At 65.9% G+C, this 15159-nt stretch carries 13 protein-coding genes; 5 read left to right on the top strand and 8 right to left on the bottom strand.

Annotated elements, in window-relative coordinates; genetic code table 11:
• Positions 1 to 38 precede the first annotated feature (38 nt).
• Together BLW02_RS03415 and BLW02_RS03410 are read left to right on the top strand one after the other, a co-directional pair.
• On the top strand, positions 39 to 1502 hold the full coding sequence (locus BLW02_RS03415) for a circularly permuted type 2 ATP-grasp protein (protein ID WP_092697041.1): 1464 nt from the start codon (positions 39 to 41) through the stop codon (positions 1500 to 1502).
• Complete coding sequence (locus BLW02_RS03410; RefSeq protein WP_092697040.1) at positions 1496 to 2455, top strand: alpha-E domain-containing protein; 960 nt, start codon at positions 1496 to 1498, stop codon at positions 2453 to 2455. Before BLW02_RS03415 ends, BLW02_RS03410 begins: the two co-directional genes overlap by 7 nt.
• 49 nt (positions 2456 to 2504) lie before the next feature.
• Here BLW02_RS03410 and BLW02_RS03405 read toward each other — a convergent pair whose 3' ends face one another.
• The 5 genes from BLW02_RS03405 to BLW02_RS03385 all read right to left on the bottom strand — a co-directional run bounded on the left by BLW02_RS03405 (position 2505) and on the right by BLW02_RS03385 (position 7456).
• Positions 2505 to 2825: a VF530 family protein gene (locus BLW02_RS03405; protein ID WP_092697212.1), complete on the bottom strand. Its 321-nt coding sequence runs from the start codon at positions 2823 to 2825 to the stop codon at positions 2505 to 2507.
• Positions 2826 to 3081: 256 nt separating this feature from the next.
• On the bottom strand, positions 3082 to 3564 hold the full coding sequence (locus tag BLW02_RS03400) for a hypothetical protein (RefSeq protein WP_092697039.1): 483 nt from the start codon (positions 3562 to 3564) through the stop codon (positions 3082 to 3084).
• A gap of 204 nt (positions 3565 to 3768) precedes the next feature.
• The gene (locus tag BLW02_RS03395; protein WP_244273608.1) at positions 3769 to 6009 is read right to left on the bottom strand and encodes a TonB-dependent receptor; all 2241 of its coding nucleotides are present in this window, start codon (positions 6007 to 6009) and stop codon (positions 3769 to 3771) included.
• Between the two features lie 5 nt (positions 6010 to 6014).
• Positions 6015 to 6272, bottom strand: a complete 258-nt coding sequence (locus BLW02_RS03390; RefSeq protein ID WP_092697037.1) for a hypothetical protein — start codon at positions 6270 to 6272, stop codon at positions 6015 to 6017.
• The gene (locus tag BLW02_RS03385) at positions 6269 to 7456 is read right to left on the bottom strand and encodes a PepSY-associated TM helix domain-containing protein (protein WP_092697036.1); all 1188 of its coding nucleotides are present in this window, start codon (positions 7454 to 7456) and stop codon (positions 6269 to 6271) included. Before BLW02_RS03385 ends, BLW02_RS03390 begins: the two co-directional genes overlap by 4 nt.
• A 435-nt stretch (positions 7457 to 7891) precedes the next feature.
• Here BLW02_RS03385 and BLW02_RS03380 point away from each other — a divergent pair, with 435 nt between their 5' ends.
• Positions 7892 to 9808: a B12-binding domain-containing radical SAM protein gene (locus BLW02_RS03380; RefSeq protein WP_244273607.1), complete on the top strand. Its 1917-nt coding sequence runs from the start codon at positions 7892 to 7894 to the stop codon at positions 9806 to 9808.
• A gap of 160 nt (positions 9809 to 9968) precedes the next feature.
• Here BLW02_RS03380 and bfr read toward each other — a convergent pair whose 3' ends face one another.
• Entirely contained in the window at positions 9969 to 10445 is a 477-nt protein-coding gene (gene bfr / locus BLW02_RS03375; RefSeq protein WP_026436334.1) for a bacterioferritin, read from the bottom strand.
• A 223-nt stretch (positions 10446 to 10668) separates the two neighbouring features.
• Between bfr and ahpC the strand changes: the two genes are divergently transcribed.
• Positions 10669 to 11232, top strand: a complete 564-nt coding sequence (gene ahpC / locus BLW02_RS03370) for an alkyl hydroperoxide reductase subunit C (RefSeq protein WP_026436333.1) — start codon at positions 10669 to 10671, stop codon at positions 11230 to 11232.
• 170 nt (positions 11233 to 11402) lie between these two features.
• The gene (ahpF, locus tag BLW02_RS03365) at positions 11403 to 12971 is read left to right on the top strand and encodes an alkyl hydroperoxide reductase subunit F (RefSeq protein ID WP_092697034.1); all 1569 of its coding nucleotides are present in this window, start codon (positions 11403 to 11405) and stop codon (positions 12969 to 12971) included.
• Between the two features lie 127 nt (positions 12972 to 13098).
• On the opposite strand, the gene BLW02_RS03360 is transcribed toward ahpF, so the two are convergent.
• Together BLW02_RS03360 and BLW02_RS03355 are read right to left on the bottom strand one after the other, a co-directional pair.
• Positions 13099 to 14160, bottom strand: coding sequence for a porin (locus BLW02_RS03360; RefSeq protein WP_092697033.1), 1062 nt, complete (start codon positions 14158 to 14160; stop codon positions 13099 to 13101).
• A 140-nt stretch (positions 14161 to 14300) separates the two neighbouring features.
• Positions 14301 to 15140, bottom strand: a complete 840-nt coding sequence (locus BLW02_RS03355; protein ID WP_092697032.1) for a substrate-binding domain-containing protein — start codon at positions 15138 to 15140, stop codon at positions 14301 to 14303.
• Positions 15141 to 15159 lie beyond the last annotated feature (19 nt).

Genomic DNA, 15159 nt, shown 5'->3' with positions numbered 1-15159 from the left:
TGCGCAACTTGCTATCCTGGTTTCCAGGAGGCCCGCCGATGCAGAAATTCGACGAGATGTACGCCATGCTGCCCTTTGACGGCAGCGATGTGCGCGAGCACTACAAGCGCTATGGCCAATGGCTCGCGCGCCAGCCGGCAGACGCCATGCAGGCCCGGCGCGCCGAGGCCGAAATGATCTTCCGGCGCGTGGGCATCACGTTTGCGGTCTACGGCGCCAAGGACGAGAGTGGCGCGGGCAGCGAGCGGCTCATTCCGTTCGACCTGATTCCCCGCATCATTCCGGAGCATGAATGGACGCAGGTGCAGCGCGGCCTGGTGCAGCGGGTCACGGCGCTCAACCGCTTCATCCATGACGTGTACCACGGCCAGGACATCCTGCGTGCCGGCATTGTTCCGAGCGACCTGGTGCTGAACAACGCCCAATACCGCCCCGAGATGGTGGGTGTGCAGGTGCCTCGCAACATTTATGCGCACATTGCCGGCATCGACATCGTGCGGGCCGCCGACGCCCAGGGCGATGGCGTGTACTACGTGCTCGAAGACAACCTGCGTGTGCCCTCGGGTGTCTCCTACATGCTGGAAAACCGCAAGATGATGATGCGGCTTTTTCCCGAGCTGTTCAGCGCGCATGCGGTGGCCCCGGTGGCGCATTACCCCGACCTGCTGCTCGAAACCCTGCGGGCCAGCGCCCCGCCCACGGTGGCCGCGCCCACGGTGGTGGTGCTCACGCCCGGCATGCACAACAGCGCCTATTTCGAACATGCCTTTCTGGCGCAGCAGATGGGGGTGGAACTGCTGGAGGGGCAGGACCTGGTGGTCAAGGACCGGTTTGTGTACATGCGCACCACGCGCGGCCTGCGGCGTGTGGATGTGATCTACCGGCGCGTGGACGACGATTTCCTCGATCCGCAGGTGTTTCGCCGCAACTCCACGCTGGGCTGCGCCGGCCTCATGGACGCCTACCGCGCGGGCAACGTGGGCATCTGCAATGCCGTGGGGACGGGCGTGGCCGATGACAAATCGGTCTACCCCTATGTGCCCGAAATGATCCGCTTTTACCTGGGGGAAGAGCCGATCCTGCAAAACGTGCCCACCTGGATGTGCCGCAAGCCCGACGATCTGCGGCATGTGCTGGCGCACCTGCCCGAGCTGGTGGTGAAGGAAGTGCATGGCGCCGGGGGCTACGGCATGCTCATCGGCCCAGCCGCCACGCAGGCAGAAATCACGGACTTTCGCCGCGCCTTGCTGGCCAATCCGGCGGGCTACATCGCCCAGCCCACGCTCAGCCTGTCCACCTGCCCGACCTATGTGGACAGCGGCATCGCTCCGCGCCACATCGATCTGCGCCCCTTCGTCCTCAGCGGGCGCGAGGTGCAGATGGTGGCCGGCGGCCTCACGCGCGTGGCGCTGCAGGAGGGCTCGCTGGTCGTCAACTCGTCGCAAGGCGGCGGCACCAAGGACACCTGGGTACTGGGACAGGAAGGGGAGGAAACATGCTGAGCCGCACTGCCGACCACTTGTTCTGGATGTCTCGCTATACCGAGCGGGCAGAGAACACCGCCCGCATGCTCAATGTGAGCTACGAGACATCGCTGCTGCCGCAGTCCGCCGCTGTCGCCCAGGAGGGCTGGCTGGGCTTGCTGTCGATCAGCGAGCTGATTCCGGCCTACACCGCAAAGCATGGGGAGGTCGCCCCCGCCAAGGTGCTCGAATTCATGGTGCGCGATGGCAACAACCCGTCCTCCATCCTGTCGTGCCTGCGGGCAGCGCGCGAGAACGCGCGGGCGGTGCGCGGGGCACTCACCACGGAAGTCTGGGAAACGCAGAACCAGACCTGGCTGGAACTGGCCCGGCAGCTCGAAGGCGGCGCCTTCGAGCGCGATCCTGCGCAGTTCTTCGAGTGGGTCAAGTACCGCTCGCACCTCTCGCGCGGGGTCACGCTGGGCACCATGCTGCAGGACGAGGCCTTTCATTTCCTGCGCCTGGGTACCTTCCTGGAGCGGGCCGACAACACGGCGCGGCTGCTGGACGTGAAGTTCCATGCGGTCGAGAGCGATTTTTTCGGCCGCGCCAGCGAGCGCAACCAGGAAAAGGACTTCTACCACTGGAGCGCCATCCTGCGCAGCGTGTCCGCCTTCGAGGTGTACCGCAAGGTCTACCGCGACGTGATCACGCCGGGGCGGGTGGCCGACCTGCTGATCCTGCGCCGCGACATGCCGCGCTCGCTGCATGCCAGCCTGCGCGAGGTGGTGGACAACCTGGCCATGGTGACCAATGGGCAATCCGCCGAGACGCAGCGCTGTGCCGGGCGGCTGCTGGCAGACCTGCAATACGGGCGCATCGACGAAATCCTGGCCACCGGCCTGCACGCCTATCTCACGCAGTTTCTGGACCGGGTGAATGACCTGGGCGGGGGGATCAGCCGCGACTTTCTGGTGGCGGCAGCCGATTGAGGCATCCGGTTCCGCCACTCCCCAGGCGCCAGTGTTTGCGCCGGGAGCTTCAGGAGGTGTCTTGCGCGTTGCGCCGCTGCTCGCGCAGCATGAAGAGATAAAGACTCTCGACCTTGGCGCGCGCCCAGGGCGTCTTGCGCAGGAATTTCAGGCTCGATGACACGCTGGGGTCGCTTTGGAAGCAGCGCACCGGGATGCGCTCGCCCAGCCCCTGCCAGCCAAAATAGTCGGCCAGTGCCACCACCATGGCTTCCAGCGTCACGCCATGCAAGGGGTTGTGGGCCTGGGTGGGGCGCGCACCGGGAGGCGCCGTGATGTCGGCTGCGGGCTTGTCGGGGTCCGGGATGGGGAGGGGCGCTGGGGCATTCATGGCCGCAAGCATAAGGCGAATGCAGAACATGGCGCTGGCGCATGTGACGCACTGCAGCAGGGGCCCGTTCTGGAGCAATTGAGCAGCCCGGTTCGATGTCCAGGGGATGCTTGGGCGTTCCAGATATCGGGGCAGCGTGCGTGAAAATCTGCCAGACCCGGAGGGGTGATCAACCCCGCTCCCGCTGTTCCCCGTTCACGCGCAGGCGGCCGCGTGGGTTGGAGCGCACGTTGGTCATGCTGGCCTCAAGAGCGAATCATTGAGCAATCATTTCCTTCATCAATGGCGTCGCATCTTCTTCGCTTACGACCTTGATGGTCATGGGGTCGCCCCCCAGCGGAAAGGCCCACGACTTGCCAGGGCTGTAGCCCACCACCAGGTAATACGTGTTGCTCGCCTGCGCTTCCAGATGGGCGACACGCTTGCCGGACGGAAAAGGTTTGAATCGGAATTCATGCGGGCCAGGCGCGATGCTCAAACGCTTGTATGTGTTGCGCGGCAGGCTGACCAGTTCCTTTCCGTTGTCTGTGATGTCCTGGTTGCTGGCCAGCAAAGTGGGGCCGCTGATATTGAGCACCACCAGAAATGCCTCCGGCTCTTGCGCCTTCACAACAGGTGGTTCCACTGTGGCAGCGATATCTTCTGCCCATGTCACGCCGATTCCAGCGAACACGATCCATAAGCCCACAACCGTTCTGCGCAATAAAGCCATCATGTCGTTTTCTTTCACGGTAGCCATACGCTGCCAGCATACTGGCGACCATGGGCCATGTGAAGTCTATCGGTGTGGTGACTGGGTGCATCACCGATATGCTCAAGACCCACCGGTTCAACAGCCATGAAGCCGTGGTATCAGGAGCCCCCGGATCTGTTCCACAGGCGGCCATATGATCGTCCGGGAGGCGCCCCTATTCAACAAGAATAATCCAATGGGCAGGCCGCGTCAGAAATCCACGCTGGCGCTGATCGACAACGTGCGCGGCGCACCCACCACCAGGTAGCCCTGGCCGGGGTAGCCACCGGCGGACGCCCAGTAGTTGCGGTTGGTCAGGTTGTCGATGCGGGCACGCAGCGTGACGAGGCGGCCTTGCACTTCGGTGAGATAGCGGGCGCCCACGTCCAGGCGGTTCCAGCCGGACACGCGCAGGGTGTTGGTGGCGTTGGCGTAGCTGGCGCCGGTGTGCACCACGCGGCCGTCCAGGGCCAGGCCGGGTAGGCCGGGCACATCCCATTCGGCGCCCAGGTTGGCTTGCAGCTTGGGCACGCCGATCACGCGCTTGCCATCGGTCGTGGCCGAGCCGGTGGTCTGCTGCTTGGCGTCCAGCCAGGTCAGGCCGCCCAGCAGGCGCAGGCCCTTGGTGGCCTCGCCCTGCACGGCCAGCTCCAGGCCCTGGTGGCGGTCTTTGCCGTTGGTGCCAAAGACGTTGTTGCTGTCCAGGTAGGCGCGGGGCTTGTCGGTGCTGAAGAAGGCCAGGCTGCCGCCCACGCGGCCGCCGTCGTATTTCACGCCCACTTCCTTTTGCCTGGAGACGTAGGGTGCCAGCATGTCACCCCGGTTGGCGGCGGTGCTGGGCGCGGTTTGCCCCTGGCTCAGGCCCTCGACGTAGTTGGCGTAAAGCGACACGCTCTTGTCCAGCTTGAACACGCCAGCCAGCAGCGGGCTGGTGCGGCTTTGCTCGTAGCGGTCGGTGAGTGCGGCGGTGCCATAGGCGTAGTTGCCGATGTCGATCTTCTGGTGGCGCAGGCCGGCCGTGAGCAGCAGGCGCTGGTCCATGAGCGCAAGGGTGTCGCCCACGGCAAAGCTGGTCAGGCGCGTGATGCCGGTGCGCAGCGGGTTGGCCAGATCGCCGCCCCGGAAGGCGTTGGCGCTGAAGGCGGGCAGGCTGGTGGCCACGGGGCCGTACAGGTTGGTGGCCTGGGTGTTGGCGTAGTCCATGGCGTAGGCATTTTTCTTCTCGGCGCTGAATGCCGAGGCCACCACTACCCATTCATGCCCCACGCCGCCCGCCTGCAGCTTGCCGCGCAGGCCGAGTTCACCGGTGTTCACGCTGTCCTTGCGGGTGTTGTCGAAGCGGTAGGTGGTGGCGGCGCCCGTCGCGGCATTGTTGACGGTGAGGTTGGCCAGTGCGTTGGCTTCTTCGCTGCGGCGCGCACCGGCTGCGGCCCAGGCGGTCACGCTGGTGTTGATGTCCCATTCGCCGCGCAGCGTGCCGAAGGTGTCGCGCTCGTTGGAATAGCTCCAGGGCTGGGCGAAATTGGTCTGGTTGTCGGGTGCAGCAGGCACGCTGGCGACGGAGGGGCCCAGGGTCACGTTGGTGCGGGTGCGCTGGAGCTTGTGGTCCTGCCAGCCGATATCGCCCGACAGGCGCACGTCGCGGCTGCGCCAGTCCAGGCCCACGGCCAGCAGGCCGAGCCGGGCGTCTTCGTCGTTCACGGCGGTACCGCCCTGGTGCGAGGCTGCGTTCACGCGGATGCCGGTGCTGCCGTCCGGGCCGAAGCGGCGGGCGATGTCGGCCGCCACCTGGGTCTGGCCGCCGCTGCCCACGCCAAAGGTCACGCGGTTCAACGGCTCATTGGGGGCACGCTTGGGCAGCAGGTTGATGCTGCCGCCAATGCCGCCACCACCGGGGCTGGCGCCGCTCAGAAACGCCGAGGCGCCCCGCAGCACTTCCACGCGCTCGAACAGTTCGGTGGCGATGTACTGGCGCGGCAGCAGGCTGTACAGGCCGTTGTAGGCGGTGTCGTCCGAATCCAGGATGAAGCCGCGAATGAAGTAGGCCTCCTGGAAATTGCCAAAGCCCCGCGCCACGCGCACGGTGGGGTCGTTTTGCAGCACATCGCCCACGCTGCGGGCGTGGCGGTCCTGGAGGAGTTCGTTGGTGTAGCTGGTGATGGAGAACGGCGTCTCCATGGCGTCGCGCGTGCCCAGAACGCCCGCGCGGCCGCCGTGGGCCACCTGGCCGCCGGCGTAGGCGGGCGACAGGCCCTGGGCCGATGCGTCGGCGCTGGCGTTCACCGTGACGGTGGACAAGGTCTTGTCGTCGTTCGCGGTGGTGGTGGACGCTGTCTGGGCCTGCGCCGAGGGCAGCGCCAACACGCACAGCATGGCGGCAGCGATGGCGGCGGGAGTCGGGGCGAATACCGGGCGTTTGCGGGATGGCGAAGAGAGGTGGAAATTGCGCATGGTGATCAGCGGTGGGTTGAGTGAGGTGTGCAAGCGTTGTCGGCGCCGCAGCGGTGATGCGATGCAGGAGCGAGCGGAGCGGGCAGGGCACGTGAACGGGGCCAGGCGTGCCAGCCCATCACGGCCACAGGCAGGCCCAGGCCCAGCCAGGACCACCAGTCGCCCCAGGTGTCGGACACCAGGGCGCTTGCAAGACCCGAGGCCGACAAGACGGCCAGGGCCAGGGGCCAACCCCACATGGCGAGAAAGGACGACTTTTTCATGCCGTGTGCTTGCCGTGGGTGAGTGCCGTGGCCACCAGGGGTTGGCCCTTGCCGGGTGGCGTGGACGCGGTCTGCGTTGCCGCAGCCGGGGCTTTGCGGCGCAGCCACAGGTACAGGCCGCTGCCCAGCACCGCGATGGTGGCAATGTCCAGCAGCGCCCAGAGAATCTTCATCGGCATGCCGCCGTAGTCACCAAAGTGCAGCGGCTGCGAGACCAGCAGCGCCGTCACATACCAAGGCAATTGGGGGGCCGCGGTGACCTGCGCCGTGCGCGCATCCACCAGCACCGGCTGCAGCAGGCGCGAGGTAAGGGGCGTGTTGCCGCGCAGGAAGAACGTGTTGTGGTGCGGGCTGGAAAACGATGTGCCCGGGAACGCGATGAACGACAGCCTGGTGCCCGGCGCCTTGGCTTGTGCCGCCTCCAGCGAGTGCTGGAGCGGGCCGCGCTCGATGGCGGGCACGATGGGCTGGCCTTCATACGGCTTGAGCAATGCCGACAGCTGGTCGTGCTGCCAGTATTGGATGACCAGATCAGCCCACGTGTTGACCATGCCCGTGGCGCCCACCACCAGCGCCCATGTCAGCGTGACGATGCCCAGCAGGTTGTGCAGGTCGAGCCATTTCACACGGGTGGACCGGTGCTGCCGCACCTCGCCAAAGCGCAGCTTGCGCATGAACGGCGCATACAGCACCACGCCCGTGACGATGGCCACGAGCAGCAGCAAGCCCATCAGCCCCAGGAAGAGCTTGCCCGCCAGCCCCGCGAACAAATCCACATGCAGGCGGAACATCACATGCATGAAGCCTTCGCCCACCGGCCGCTCGGACAGCACGGCACCCGTGCGGGCGTCCACGGCGATCGACTTGAAGTCGTCGGTGGGCGCGGGCGTGGGGGTGAGGGTGACGAACCAGAGCGCATCGCCGTCCTCGGGTTGTGATGCGAACTGCACCACGCGCTGCGGGTGCAGTGCCTGTGCGGCGGCCAGCACCTGGTCGAGGCTGGCTCGCGGCGTGTTGGCGGGCATGGCCGGCGTCTCGACCTCGGTGTCCAGCAGGTGCCCGATTTCGTGGTGAAAAACCAGCGGCAGGCCCGTGAGGCACAGCAGCAGCATGAACACGGTACACACCAGGCTGGACCATTGATGGACCCAGGACCAGCGACGGATGGCGACGGGAGAAAGCATGGCGGGGCGGTTTGCGCTAACGGTTTGGCGGACACTTGCGCGAATCCCTTGCCCGCGCCTGCACGGCCCGATCGCGGGCTGGCAGGGATGCAGACCGAAGGTCCGTGGGGGCAATGGAGTGGTTCAAGCCAGGCAACCCGAAAAGTCTCGGCAGGGTGGGTGCTGGCTCCAGCCGGGGCGGCTGTGGCTTGCGGAAACCGAATTTTACGATACAAATGATAATTGATCTCATTTGTATTGTCGTGGCGTAGCAAACAAGCAACGGCCTGGCTGCGGCCGCCCGTGTTGGCGCACGAGAGGCGCCGTGGCTCGGCCCTGTTTCCGCACGGGATGCCATGGCTTGCGGGGCCTGGCGGCGTCGTTGGGTGAGGGCGCCGATAATCAGCACCCGCTTCCGCACCCGCCACGCACTGGCGGCCACCCTGTCCATCCCCCATGCCTGCCCAGCCTGCCCTTCGTGTCCTGTCCGTCATCCCGCCGATGACGCAGCTCAACACCCCGTATCCGTCCACCGCATACCTCACGGGGTTCCTGCGTTCGCGCGGGGTGGCGGCGGTGCAGGAAGACCTGGCGCTGGCTCTGGTGCTGCAACTGCTGTCGCCCGCAGGCCTGCGCGCGGTGGCGGCGCAGGTGGACGCATTGCCCGCGCCAAGGCACAGCCCTGCGGTGCAGAGCTTTGTGGCGCAGCGCGATCGCTACGTGGCCACCATCGCGCCCGCCATCGCTTTTTTGCAGGGGCGTGATTCAACCCTGGCGCACCGCATCGTGGGGCGCAACTTTTTGCCCGAGGGGCCGCGCTTTGCGTCACTGGATGTGTACGTGGATGACGAGGGCGGCGACCCGCTGGGCTGGGCCTTTGGCGCCCTGGGCCTGCACGACCGCGCCAAGCACCTGGCCACGCTGTACCTGAACGACCTGGCCGATGTGCTGCGCGATGCGGTCGACCCGCGCTTTGAATTCGTGCGCTATGCCGAGTCGCTGGCGGGCAGCCAGCCCACCTTCGAGCCGCTGGCGCAGGCGCTGGCCGCGCCGCCCAACCTGGTGGACGACACCCTGCGCGATCTGACGCTGGCTGCCGTGCAGCGCCACGCGCCCACCGTGGTGCTGCTGTCGGTGCCGTTCCCCGGCTCCGCCTATGCGGCTTTCCGCATTGCCCAGACCATCAAGGCACACCACCCGCACATCGTCACGGTGCTGGGCGGTGGCTTCGTCAATACCGAACTGCGCGAGCTGACCGAGCCGCGCGTGTTCGACCACTTCGACTACGTGACGCTGGATGCGGGCGAGCGCCCTCTGCTGGCGCTGCTGGAACATCTGCAGGGCCAGCGCGGCCGCCAGCGGCTGGTGCGCACCTTTGTGCGCGAGGTCGAGACCGGCGCGGTGCGCTACATCAACCTGCATGAACCTGACGTGGCGTTCGCCGAAGTGGGCACGCCCACCTGGGACGGCCTGCCGCTGGACCGCTACCTCTCGCTGCTCGACATGCTCAACCCCATGCACCGGCTGTGGAGCGACGGTCGCTGGAACAAGCTCACCGTGGCCCATGGCTGCTACTGGAAGAAGTGCAGCTTCTGCGACGTGAGCCTGGACTACATCGGCCGCTACGAAGGCGCCTCGGCCACCGTGCTGGCCGACCGCATCGAATCCATCGTGCGCGAAACCGGGCAGACCGGCTTTCACTTCGTGGACGAAGCGGCGCCGCCCAAGGCCCTGAAGGCGCTGGCCACCGAGCTCATCGCACGCAATGCCGGCATCTCATGGTGGGGCAATATCCGATTCGAAAAAACCTTCAGCCCCGAGCTGTGCAACCTGCTGGCCGACAGCGGCTGCATCGCCATCTCGGGCGGGCTGGAAGTGGCGTCCGATCGGCTGCTGAATCTCATGAAAAAAGGCGTGTCGGTGGACCAGGTGGCGCGCGTGACGCGGGCCTTCACCGAAGCCGGCATTCTGGTGCACGCCTACCTGATGTATGGCTTTCCCACGCAGACGGTGCAGGACACCGTGGATGCGCTGGAATACGTGCGCCAGCTGTTTGCCAATGGCTGTATTCAAAGCGGCTTTTTCCACCGCTTTGCCTGCACCGTGCACTCACCGGTGGGCCAGCACCCCGAAGACTTTGGCGTGACCCTGCAGCCGCTGCCGCCGGTGAGCTTTGCCAAGAACGACATCGGCTTTCACGACCCCACGGGCGTGGACCACGACGCCCTGGGCGGCGCGCTCAAGAAGGCTATCTACAACTACATGCACGGCATCGGGCTCGAAGAGGACGTGCGCAGCTGGTTCCCCTTCAAGGTGCCCAAGACCACCGTGCAACGCAACCGCATCGAGCGGGCACTGCGCGAGCGCCGGTGACCGGACTGCGGGCGGGTGCGCCGATCCGGCGCCCTGTCTCGGCAATGCGCTTTTTCGATAGCCGCTTGCGCCTGATCCGCAAGCGCTGTGGGCCTGCAGCACTTGAAACGCGGGGCGTGTGGGCGCACCAAGGCGTCGCATCAGCAACGCCGGCGCAGCGTCACTCCACTTCACCCATCTGCGACTGCAGGTAGTTGGGCAGGCCCACCTTGGCTATCAGGTCGATCTGGGTTTCGAGGAAGTCGATGTGTTCCTCGGTGTCGTCCAGGATCTTTTGCAGCAGGTCGCGCGAGACATAGTCGCGCACCGTTTCGCAGTGGGCGATGCCGTCCTTGATGGTGGCCTGGGCGCCTTGTTCGGCGCGCAGGTCGCAGGCCAGGATTTCGGGCACATCTTCGCCCACCTGGATCTTGGCCAGGTCCTGCAGGTTGGGCAGGCCGTCGAGTACGAAGATGCGGTCCATCAGCCAGTCGGCGTGCTTCATCTCGCCGATGGATTCGGAATATTCCTTCTTGGCCAGCTTGTCAAAACCCCAGTGCTTGAGCATGCGGTAGTGCAGAAAGTACTGGTTGATGGCCGTGAGCTCGTTCTTGAGCTGGGCCTGCAGATGGCCAATGACCTGTGTGTCGCCCTTCATGGTGGTTTCCTTGGTGGGTTGTTCCGGCAATGATTGTCGCGGCCCGGCAGCACGCGCGCAACACAAGCCCCTGCGAGGAGCGGCGGGGTGGCGAAGCAGCCTGCGGCCTTGTCATAAAATAGCAATAACCAATTGATTCAATGAATTCAATTAATTGGATTGATTTGTTTGAAAAGCCTAGACTTCAGTCCTGTTCAGTCAACCAACCACCAAGGAAGCAGCAATGTCCCTGATCAACACCCAAGTTCAGCCCTTCAAGACCGAAGCCTTTCACAACGGCAAGTTCATCACCGTGACCGAAGAGAGCCTGAAGGGCAAGTGGTCGGTCGTGATCTTCATGCCCGCCGCATTCACCTTCAACTGCCCCACCGAAGTGGAAGACGCTGCCGAGCACTACGCTGAATTCCAGAAGGCTGGCACCGAGGTGTACATCGTCACCACCGATACGCATTTCTCGCACAAGGTGTGGCACGAAACCTCGCCCGCCGTGGGCAAGGCCCAGTTCCCGCTGGTGGGCGACCCCACGCACCAGCTGACCAACGCTTTTGATGTGCACATTGCCGAAGAAGGCTTGGCGCTGCGCGGCACCTTCATCATCAACCCCGATGGCGTGATCAAGACCATGGAAGTGCATTCCAACGAAATCGCCCGCGACGTGAAGGAAACCCTGCGCAAGCTCAAGGCTGCCCAGTACACCGCCGCCCACCCCGGCGAAGTCTGCCCCGCCAAGTGGAACGAAGGCGCAAAGACCATCGCTCCATCGCTGGACCTGGTCGGCAAGATCTAAGCCACAAGACTGTTTGACGGCGGAGCGCCTGGGAGGCGCTCCCAAGCCGGACCACGCTGTGGCGCCCGCGCCATGCCGTCCGGCTTTTTTACGTCCGTTTTTTGTGCGGGCGGCGCCACAAGCGCCTTGAGCACACACCCTCTGCCACTCGAATCTACAAGGACACCACCATGCTCGACGAACAACTCAAGACCCAACTTTCGGCATACCTGGAACGCGTGCAGCAGCCGTTCGAGCTGGTGGCATCCCTGAACGACAGCGACACCTCCCGCGAGATGCTGGAGTTGCTGCAAACCATCCAGTCGCTGCGCAGCGACAAGATCACGCTGCGCACCGACGGCAACGATGCCCGCAAGCCCTCGTTCACGCTGCAGCGCACGGGCAGCACCAGCCAGCTGCGCTTTGCCGGCCTGCCGCTGGGCCATGAGTTCACGTCCCTCGTGCTGGCCCTGCTGTGGACGGGCGGCCACCCCCCCAAGGTCGAGGCGGACGTGATCGAGCAGATCCAGGCCCTGGAAGGCGACTTCAACTTCGAGGTCTACATGAGCCTGACCTGCCACAACTGCCCCGACGTGGTGCAGGCGCTGGCGCTCATGGCCATCCTCAACCCCCAGGTCAAGACCACGGTCATCGAAGGCGGCGCCTTCCAGCAGGAAGTAACCGAGCGCGGCATCATGGCCGTGCCCATGGTGTACCTGAACGGCCAGGAATTCGCCTCGGGCCGCATGACGGTGGAGGAGATCGTGGCCAAGCTCGACACCGGCGCCGCCGCGCGCGACGCGGCCAAGCTGTCGGCCAAGGCCCCCTACGACATGCTCATCATTGGCGGCGGCCCCGCTGGCGCCGCCGCCGCCGTGTACGCAGCCCGCAAGGGCATCCGCACCGGCGTGGCCGCCGAGCGCTTTGGCGGCCAGGTCAACGACACGCTGGGCATCGAGAACTACATTTCGGTGATCGAGACCGACGGCCCCAAGTTTGCCGCCGCGCTGGAGGCCCACACCCGCGCCTACGACGTGGACATCATGAACCTGCAGCGCGCCGACAAGCTGATTCCGGCCGCACAGCCGGGCGGGCTGATCGAGGTGCAACTGGCCAACGGCGGCTCGCTCAAGGCCAAGAGCGTGATCCTGTCCACCGGCGCGCGCTGGCGCAACGTCAACGTGCCCGGCGAAGCCGAGTACAAGAACAAGGGCGTGGCCTACTGCCCGCACTGCGACGGCCCGCTGTTCAAGGGCAAGCGCACGGCGGTGATTGGCGGCGGCAATTCGGGTGTCGAGGCCGCCATCGACCTGGCCGGCATCGTGGCGCACGTCACGCTGGTGGAGTTTGCCGACCAGCTCAAGGCCGACGCCGTGCTGGTCAAAAAGCTCCAAAGCCTGCCCAACGTCACTATCCACACCAACGCGCAGACCACCGAAATCACGGGCGCCGACGGCAAGGTCAACGGCCTCAAATTCAAGGACCGCGCCACGGGCGAAGAACACCTGGTGCCTTTGGCCGGCGTGTTCGTGCAGATCGGCCTGGTGCCCAACACCGACTGGCTCAAGGGCACGGTGGCCTTGAGCAAGTTTGGCGAGATCGAGATCGATGCCAAGGGCCAGACCAACGTGCCCGGCGTGTTTGCCGCGGGCGACTGCACCACGGTGCCCTACAAGCAGATCGTGATTGCTGCAGGCGCCGGCGCCACGGCCGCGCTGAGCGCGTTCGATCATTTGATCCGCACCAGCGTGCCAGCTTGATTTTCAGAAGAAATCGGCCGGTAGCGCTTATGTGGTGAGCGCGGGAAGCGATCCCATTGGAAGCGGCGGGGCTGTGAGGAGCAGTCCCGCCGTTTTTTTGCTCTGAATGCCCGGGTCTGGAGCCCGGTCAGAAGGTGTGCAGCACGCCGGTGGTGATGCCGGTGGCGCGGTCCCTGTTGGCGGCGCCCTGGAAGCCGTCGCGCCACTGGGTGCGGTCCAGCTCTGCATACAGTTTGGTGCGGCGCGAAAGCTTGTACTCGGCAAACAGGAGGGCCCGGGTGTAGCCGTCTTCCCGCTTGCCGGTTCGCTGGCGGTCCAGGCGGTACACGGCGGCGGTGAGGTCCACCGCACCGGTCACCGACCATGTCGCCCCCGCTGACTGCACCCGCTGTTCCGTGCGCGCCGTGGTGGACGTGTCGGCTTCGCTGCGCGCGGTGTTGGCGGCCAGGCGCACGCTGCCCAGCTGGTAGGCGGCGCCCAGCGTGAAGGCCTGCAACGACAGGTTGCCTGCCGTTTTGAAGCGCTGGACGGCGCCCGAGACGGTCCAATCCCCTGCGGCATAGGCGAGGCCCGCTCCTGCCGAGGACTGGGCCGAGGTGTTCCCGGCGTTTTCTCCGAAGCTGTACATGGCGCGTGCGGTGACGGGCCCGAACCGGCCTGTGTATTTGACGGCGTTGTCCAGCCGGTAAGAGCCGCTGGAAGAACCTGCCGTGCCATATTCAACGCCCAGGCCATGGCTGCTCAAGGCCGCCGTGGCGATGTTGGGGTTGAACGAAGCGAAGCGCATGCCCGCCGCGTCAACGGGGCTCACGGCATCGGCCAGCAAGTTGGTCTGCCGGCCCGCCGTGACCTGGCCCCAGGCGCCGCCCAGGCCGACGATGGCGGCGCGGTCGAAGAACTTGGCGTTGGCGGTGCTGCCGCTGTCGATGTTCAGACCGGTTTCGAAGTTGAAGAGTGCATAGAGACCGCCCCCCAGTTCTTCGCGGCTCCGGAATCCGAAGCGGCTGGTGTTGTTGACGCCGCTGGCCAGGCTGGTCGCAGAGGCGGTGCCGGGTGCATTGGCGGCGGTCATGCCGGCGGTGTGGCGCACGCCGGCATCGGCTATGCCGTACAGGGTGGTGCTGCCCTGCGCCAGGGTGAGCGCGGGTGTGGCCAGTGCGGCCAGCCATGCCAGGTGTTGGGGTTTCATGGGTCTCCTTGTCGTTGTGAGGGGCGCGGCGGTGCGCCGCACCCGGAGGGCGGTGCAGTGGGGGGAGGTCGTTGGGCGAGCGCTGCCGGTGCGCACGCCCGGCGCGCGGAGCAAGGGGCTGAAGCGCTGTCGACGCAGTGTCAGCGGGCGGCCGCAGGCTCCATGCCGGTGCTGCGCACGATGGGGGCTGCCGCCGGTGCTGCCAGGAAACGGATCAGATGCCGCGCCGCGTCGGGGTTCTCTGCGCCCGCGGCCACGCCCGCCGAGAAGAAAACGCGCTGCTGGACTTCGTCCGGCAGCGGTCCGACGAACTCCAGCTCTTTGAAGGGCAGCAGCTCGCTGACCTGCTGGAAGCCGATCTCGGCGTCGCCACGCAACACCACCGCGCCCACGCGCTCGCTGTAGATCTTGGTGGCCTTGTCCTTGATCTGCTCGGCCACACCCAGGCGCGGGAACAGTTCGTTCGAGAGGTAGGTTCCGCTGGCGCTGGCGGAATAGGCGATCGACCTGGCGTTCAGCAGGGTCTGCTTGAGGGCTTCCACGGTGCTGATGTCGGGCTTGGGCGTGCCCTTGCGCACGCTCATGCCGATCATGGAACGGGCCAGGTCCACGCGGCTGCCGGGCTGCACCTTGCCCTGCGCCACCAGGGCCTCCAGCCCCGAGTCGGCCAGGATGACGATGTCGAACTGCTCGCCGCGGGCGAAGCGGCTGGGGATGGAGTCGGGTGCCTTGCCCATCGAAGCGCCCCGTGCAGTGACCACCTTGTGGCCGGTGGCCTGCTCGTACAGGGGAATCAGCTGGTCGTAGGCAGCGGAGAAACCGCCCGAGGTGACGACGCGGATTTCTGCCGCCTGGGCGCTGGAGGGCGTTGCCGCTCCCAGGGCCAGGCCCAGGCTCAACGCGGCGCCGAGCAGGGCGCTCAGCACCCGGCGGCGGGGCATTTCGATGGGGCTCACAGTGTCTGGCTTGAAGGTTTGCATGTCATGTCTCCTGATTGAT

The organism is Acidovorax soli, assembly GCF_900107605.1.
In the GTDB taxonomy this organism is placed as follows: domain Bacteria; phylum Pseudomonadota; class Gammaproteobacteria; order Burkholderiales; family Burkholderiaceae_C; genus Acidovorax; species Acidovorax soli.
This window is presented reverse-complemented; position numbering and strand designations above follow the sequence as displayed.

Coding starts and splice junctions, on each gene's coding strand:
- BLW02_RS03415 (WP_092697041.1), top strand. CDS start 39: ATGCAGAAATTCGACGAGATGTACGCCATGCTGCCCTTTGACGGCAGC.
- BLW02_RS03410 (WP_092697040.1), top strand. CDS start 1,496: ATGCTGAGCCGCACTGCCGACCACTTGTTCTGGATGTCTCGCTATACC.
- BLW02_RS03405 (WP_092697212.1), bottom strand. CDS start 2,825: ATGAATGCCCCAGCGCCCCTCCCCATCCCGGACCCCGACAAGCCCGCA.
- BLW02_RS03400 (WP_092697039.1), bottom strand. CDS start 3,564: ATGGCTACCGTGAAAGAAAACGACATGATGGCTTTATTGCGCAGAACG.
- BLW02_RS03395 (WP_244273608.1), bottom strand. CDS start 6,009: ATGCGCAATTTCCACCTCTCTTCGCCATCCCGCAAACGCCCGGTATTC.
- BLW02_RS03390 (WP_092697037.1), bottom strand. CDS start 6,272: ATGAAAAAGTCGTCCTTTCTCGCCATGTGGGGTTGGCCCCTGGCCCTG.
- BLW02_RS03385 (WP_092697036.1), bottom strand. CDS start 7,456: ATGCTTTCTCCCGTCGCCATCCGTCGCTGGTCCTGGGTCCATCAATGG.
- BLW02_RS03380 (WP_244273607.1), top strand. CDS start 7,892: ATGCCTGCCCAGCCTGCCCTTCGTGTCCTGTCCGTCATCCCGCCGATG.
- bfr (WP_026436334.1), bottom strand. CDS start 10,445: ATGAAGGGCGACACACAGGTCATTGGCCATCTGCAGGCCCAGCTCAAG.
- ahpC (WP_026436333.1), top strand. CDS start 10,669: ATGTCCCTGATCAACACCCAAGTTCAGCCCTTCAAGACCGAAGCCTTT.
- ahpF (WP_092697034.1), top strand. CDS start 11,403: ATGCTCGACGAACAACTCAAGACCCAACTTTCGGCATACCTGGAACGC.
- BLW02_RS03360 (WP_092697033.1), bottom strand. CDS start 14,160: ATGAAACCCCAACACCTGGCATGGCTGGCCGCACTGGCCACACCCGCG.
- BLW02_RS03355 (WP_092697032.1), bottom strand. CDS start 15,140: ATGCAAACCTTCAAGCCAGACACTGTGAGCCCCATCGAAATGCCCCGC.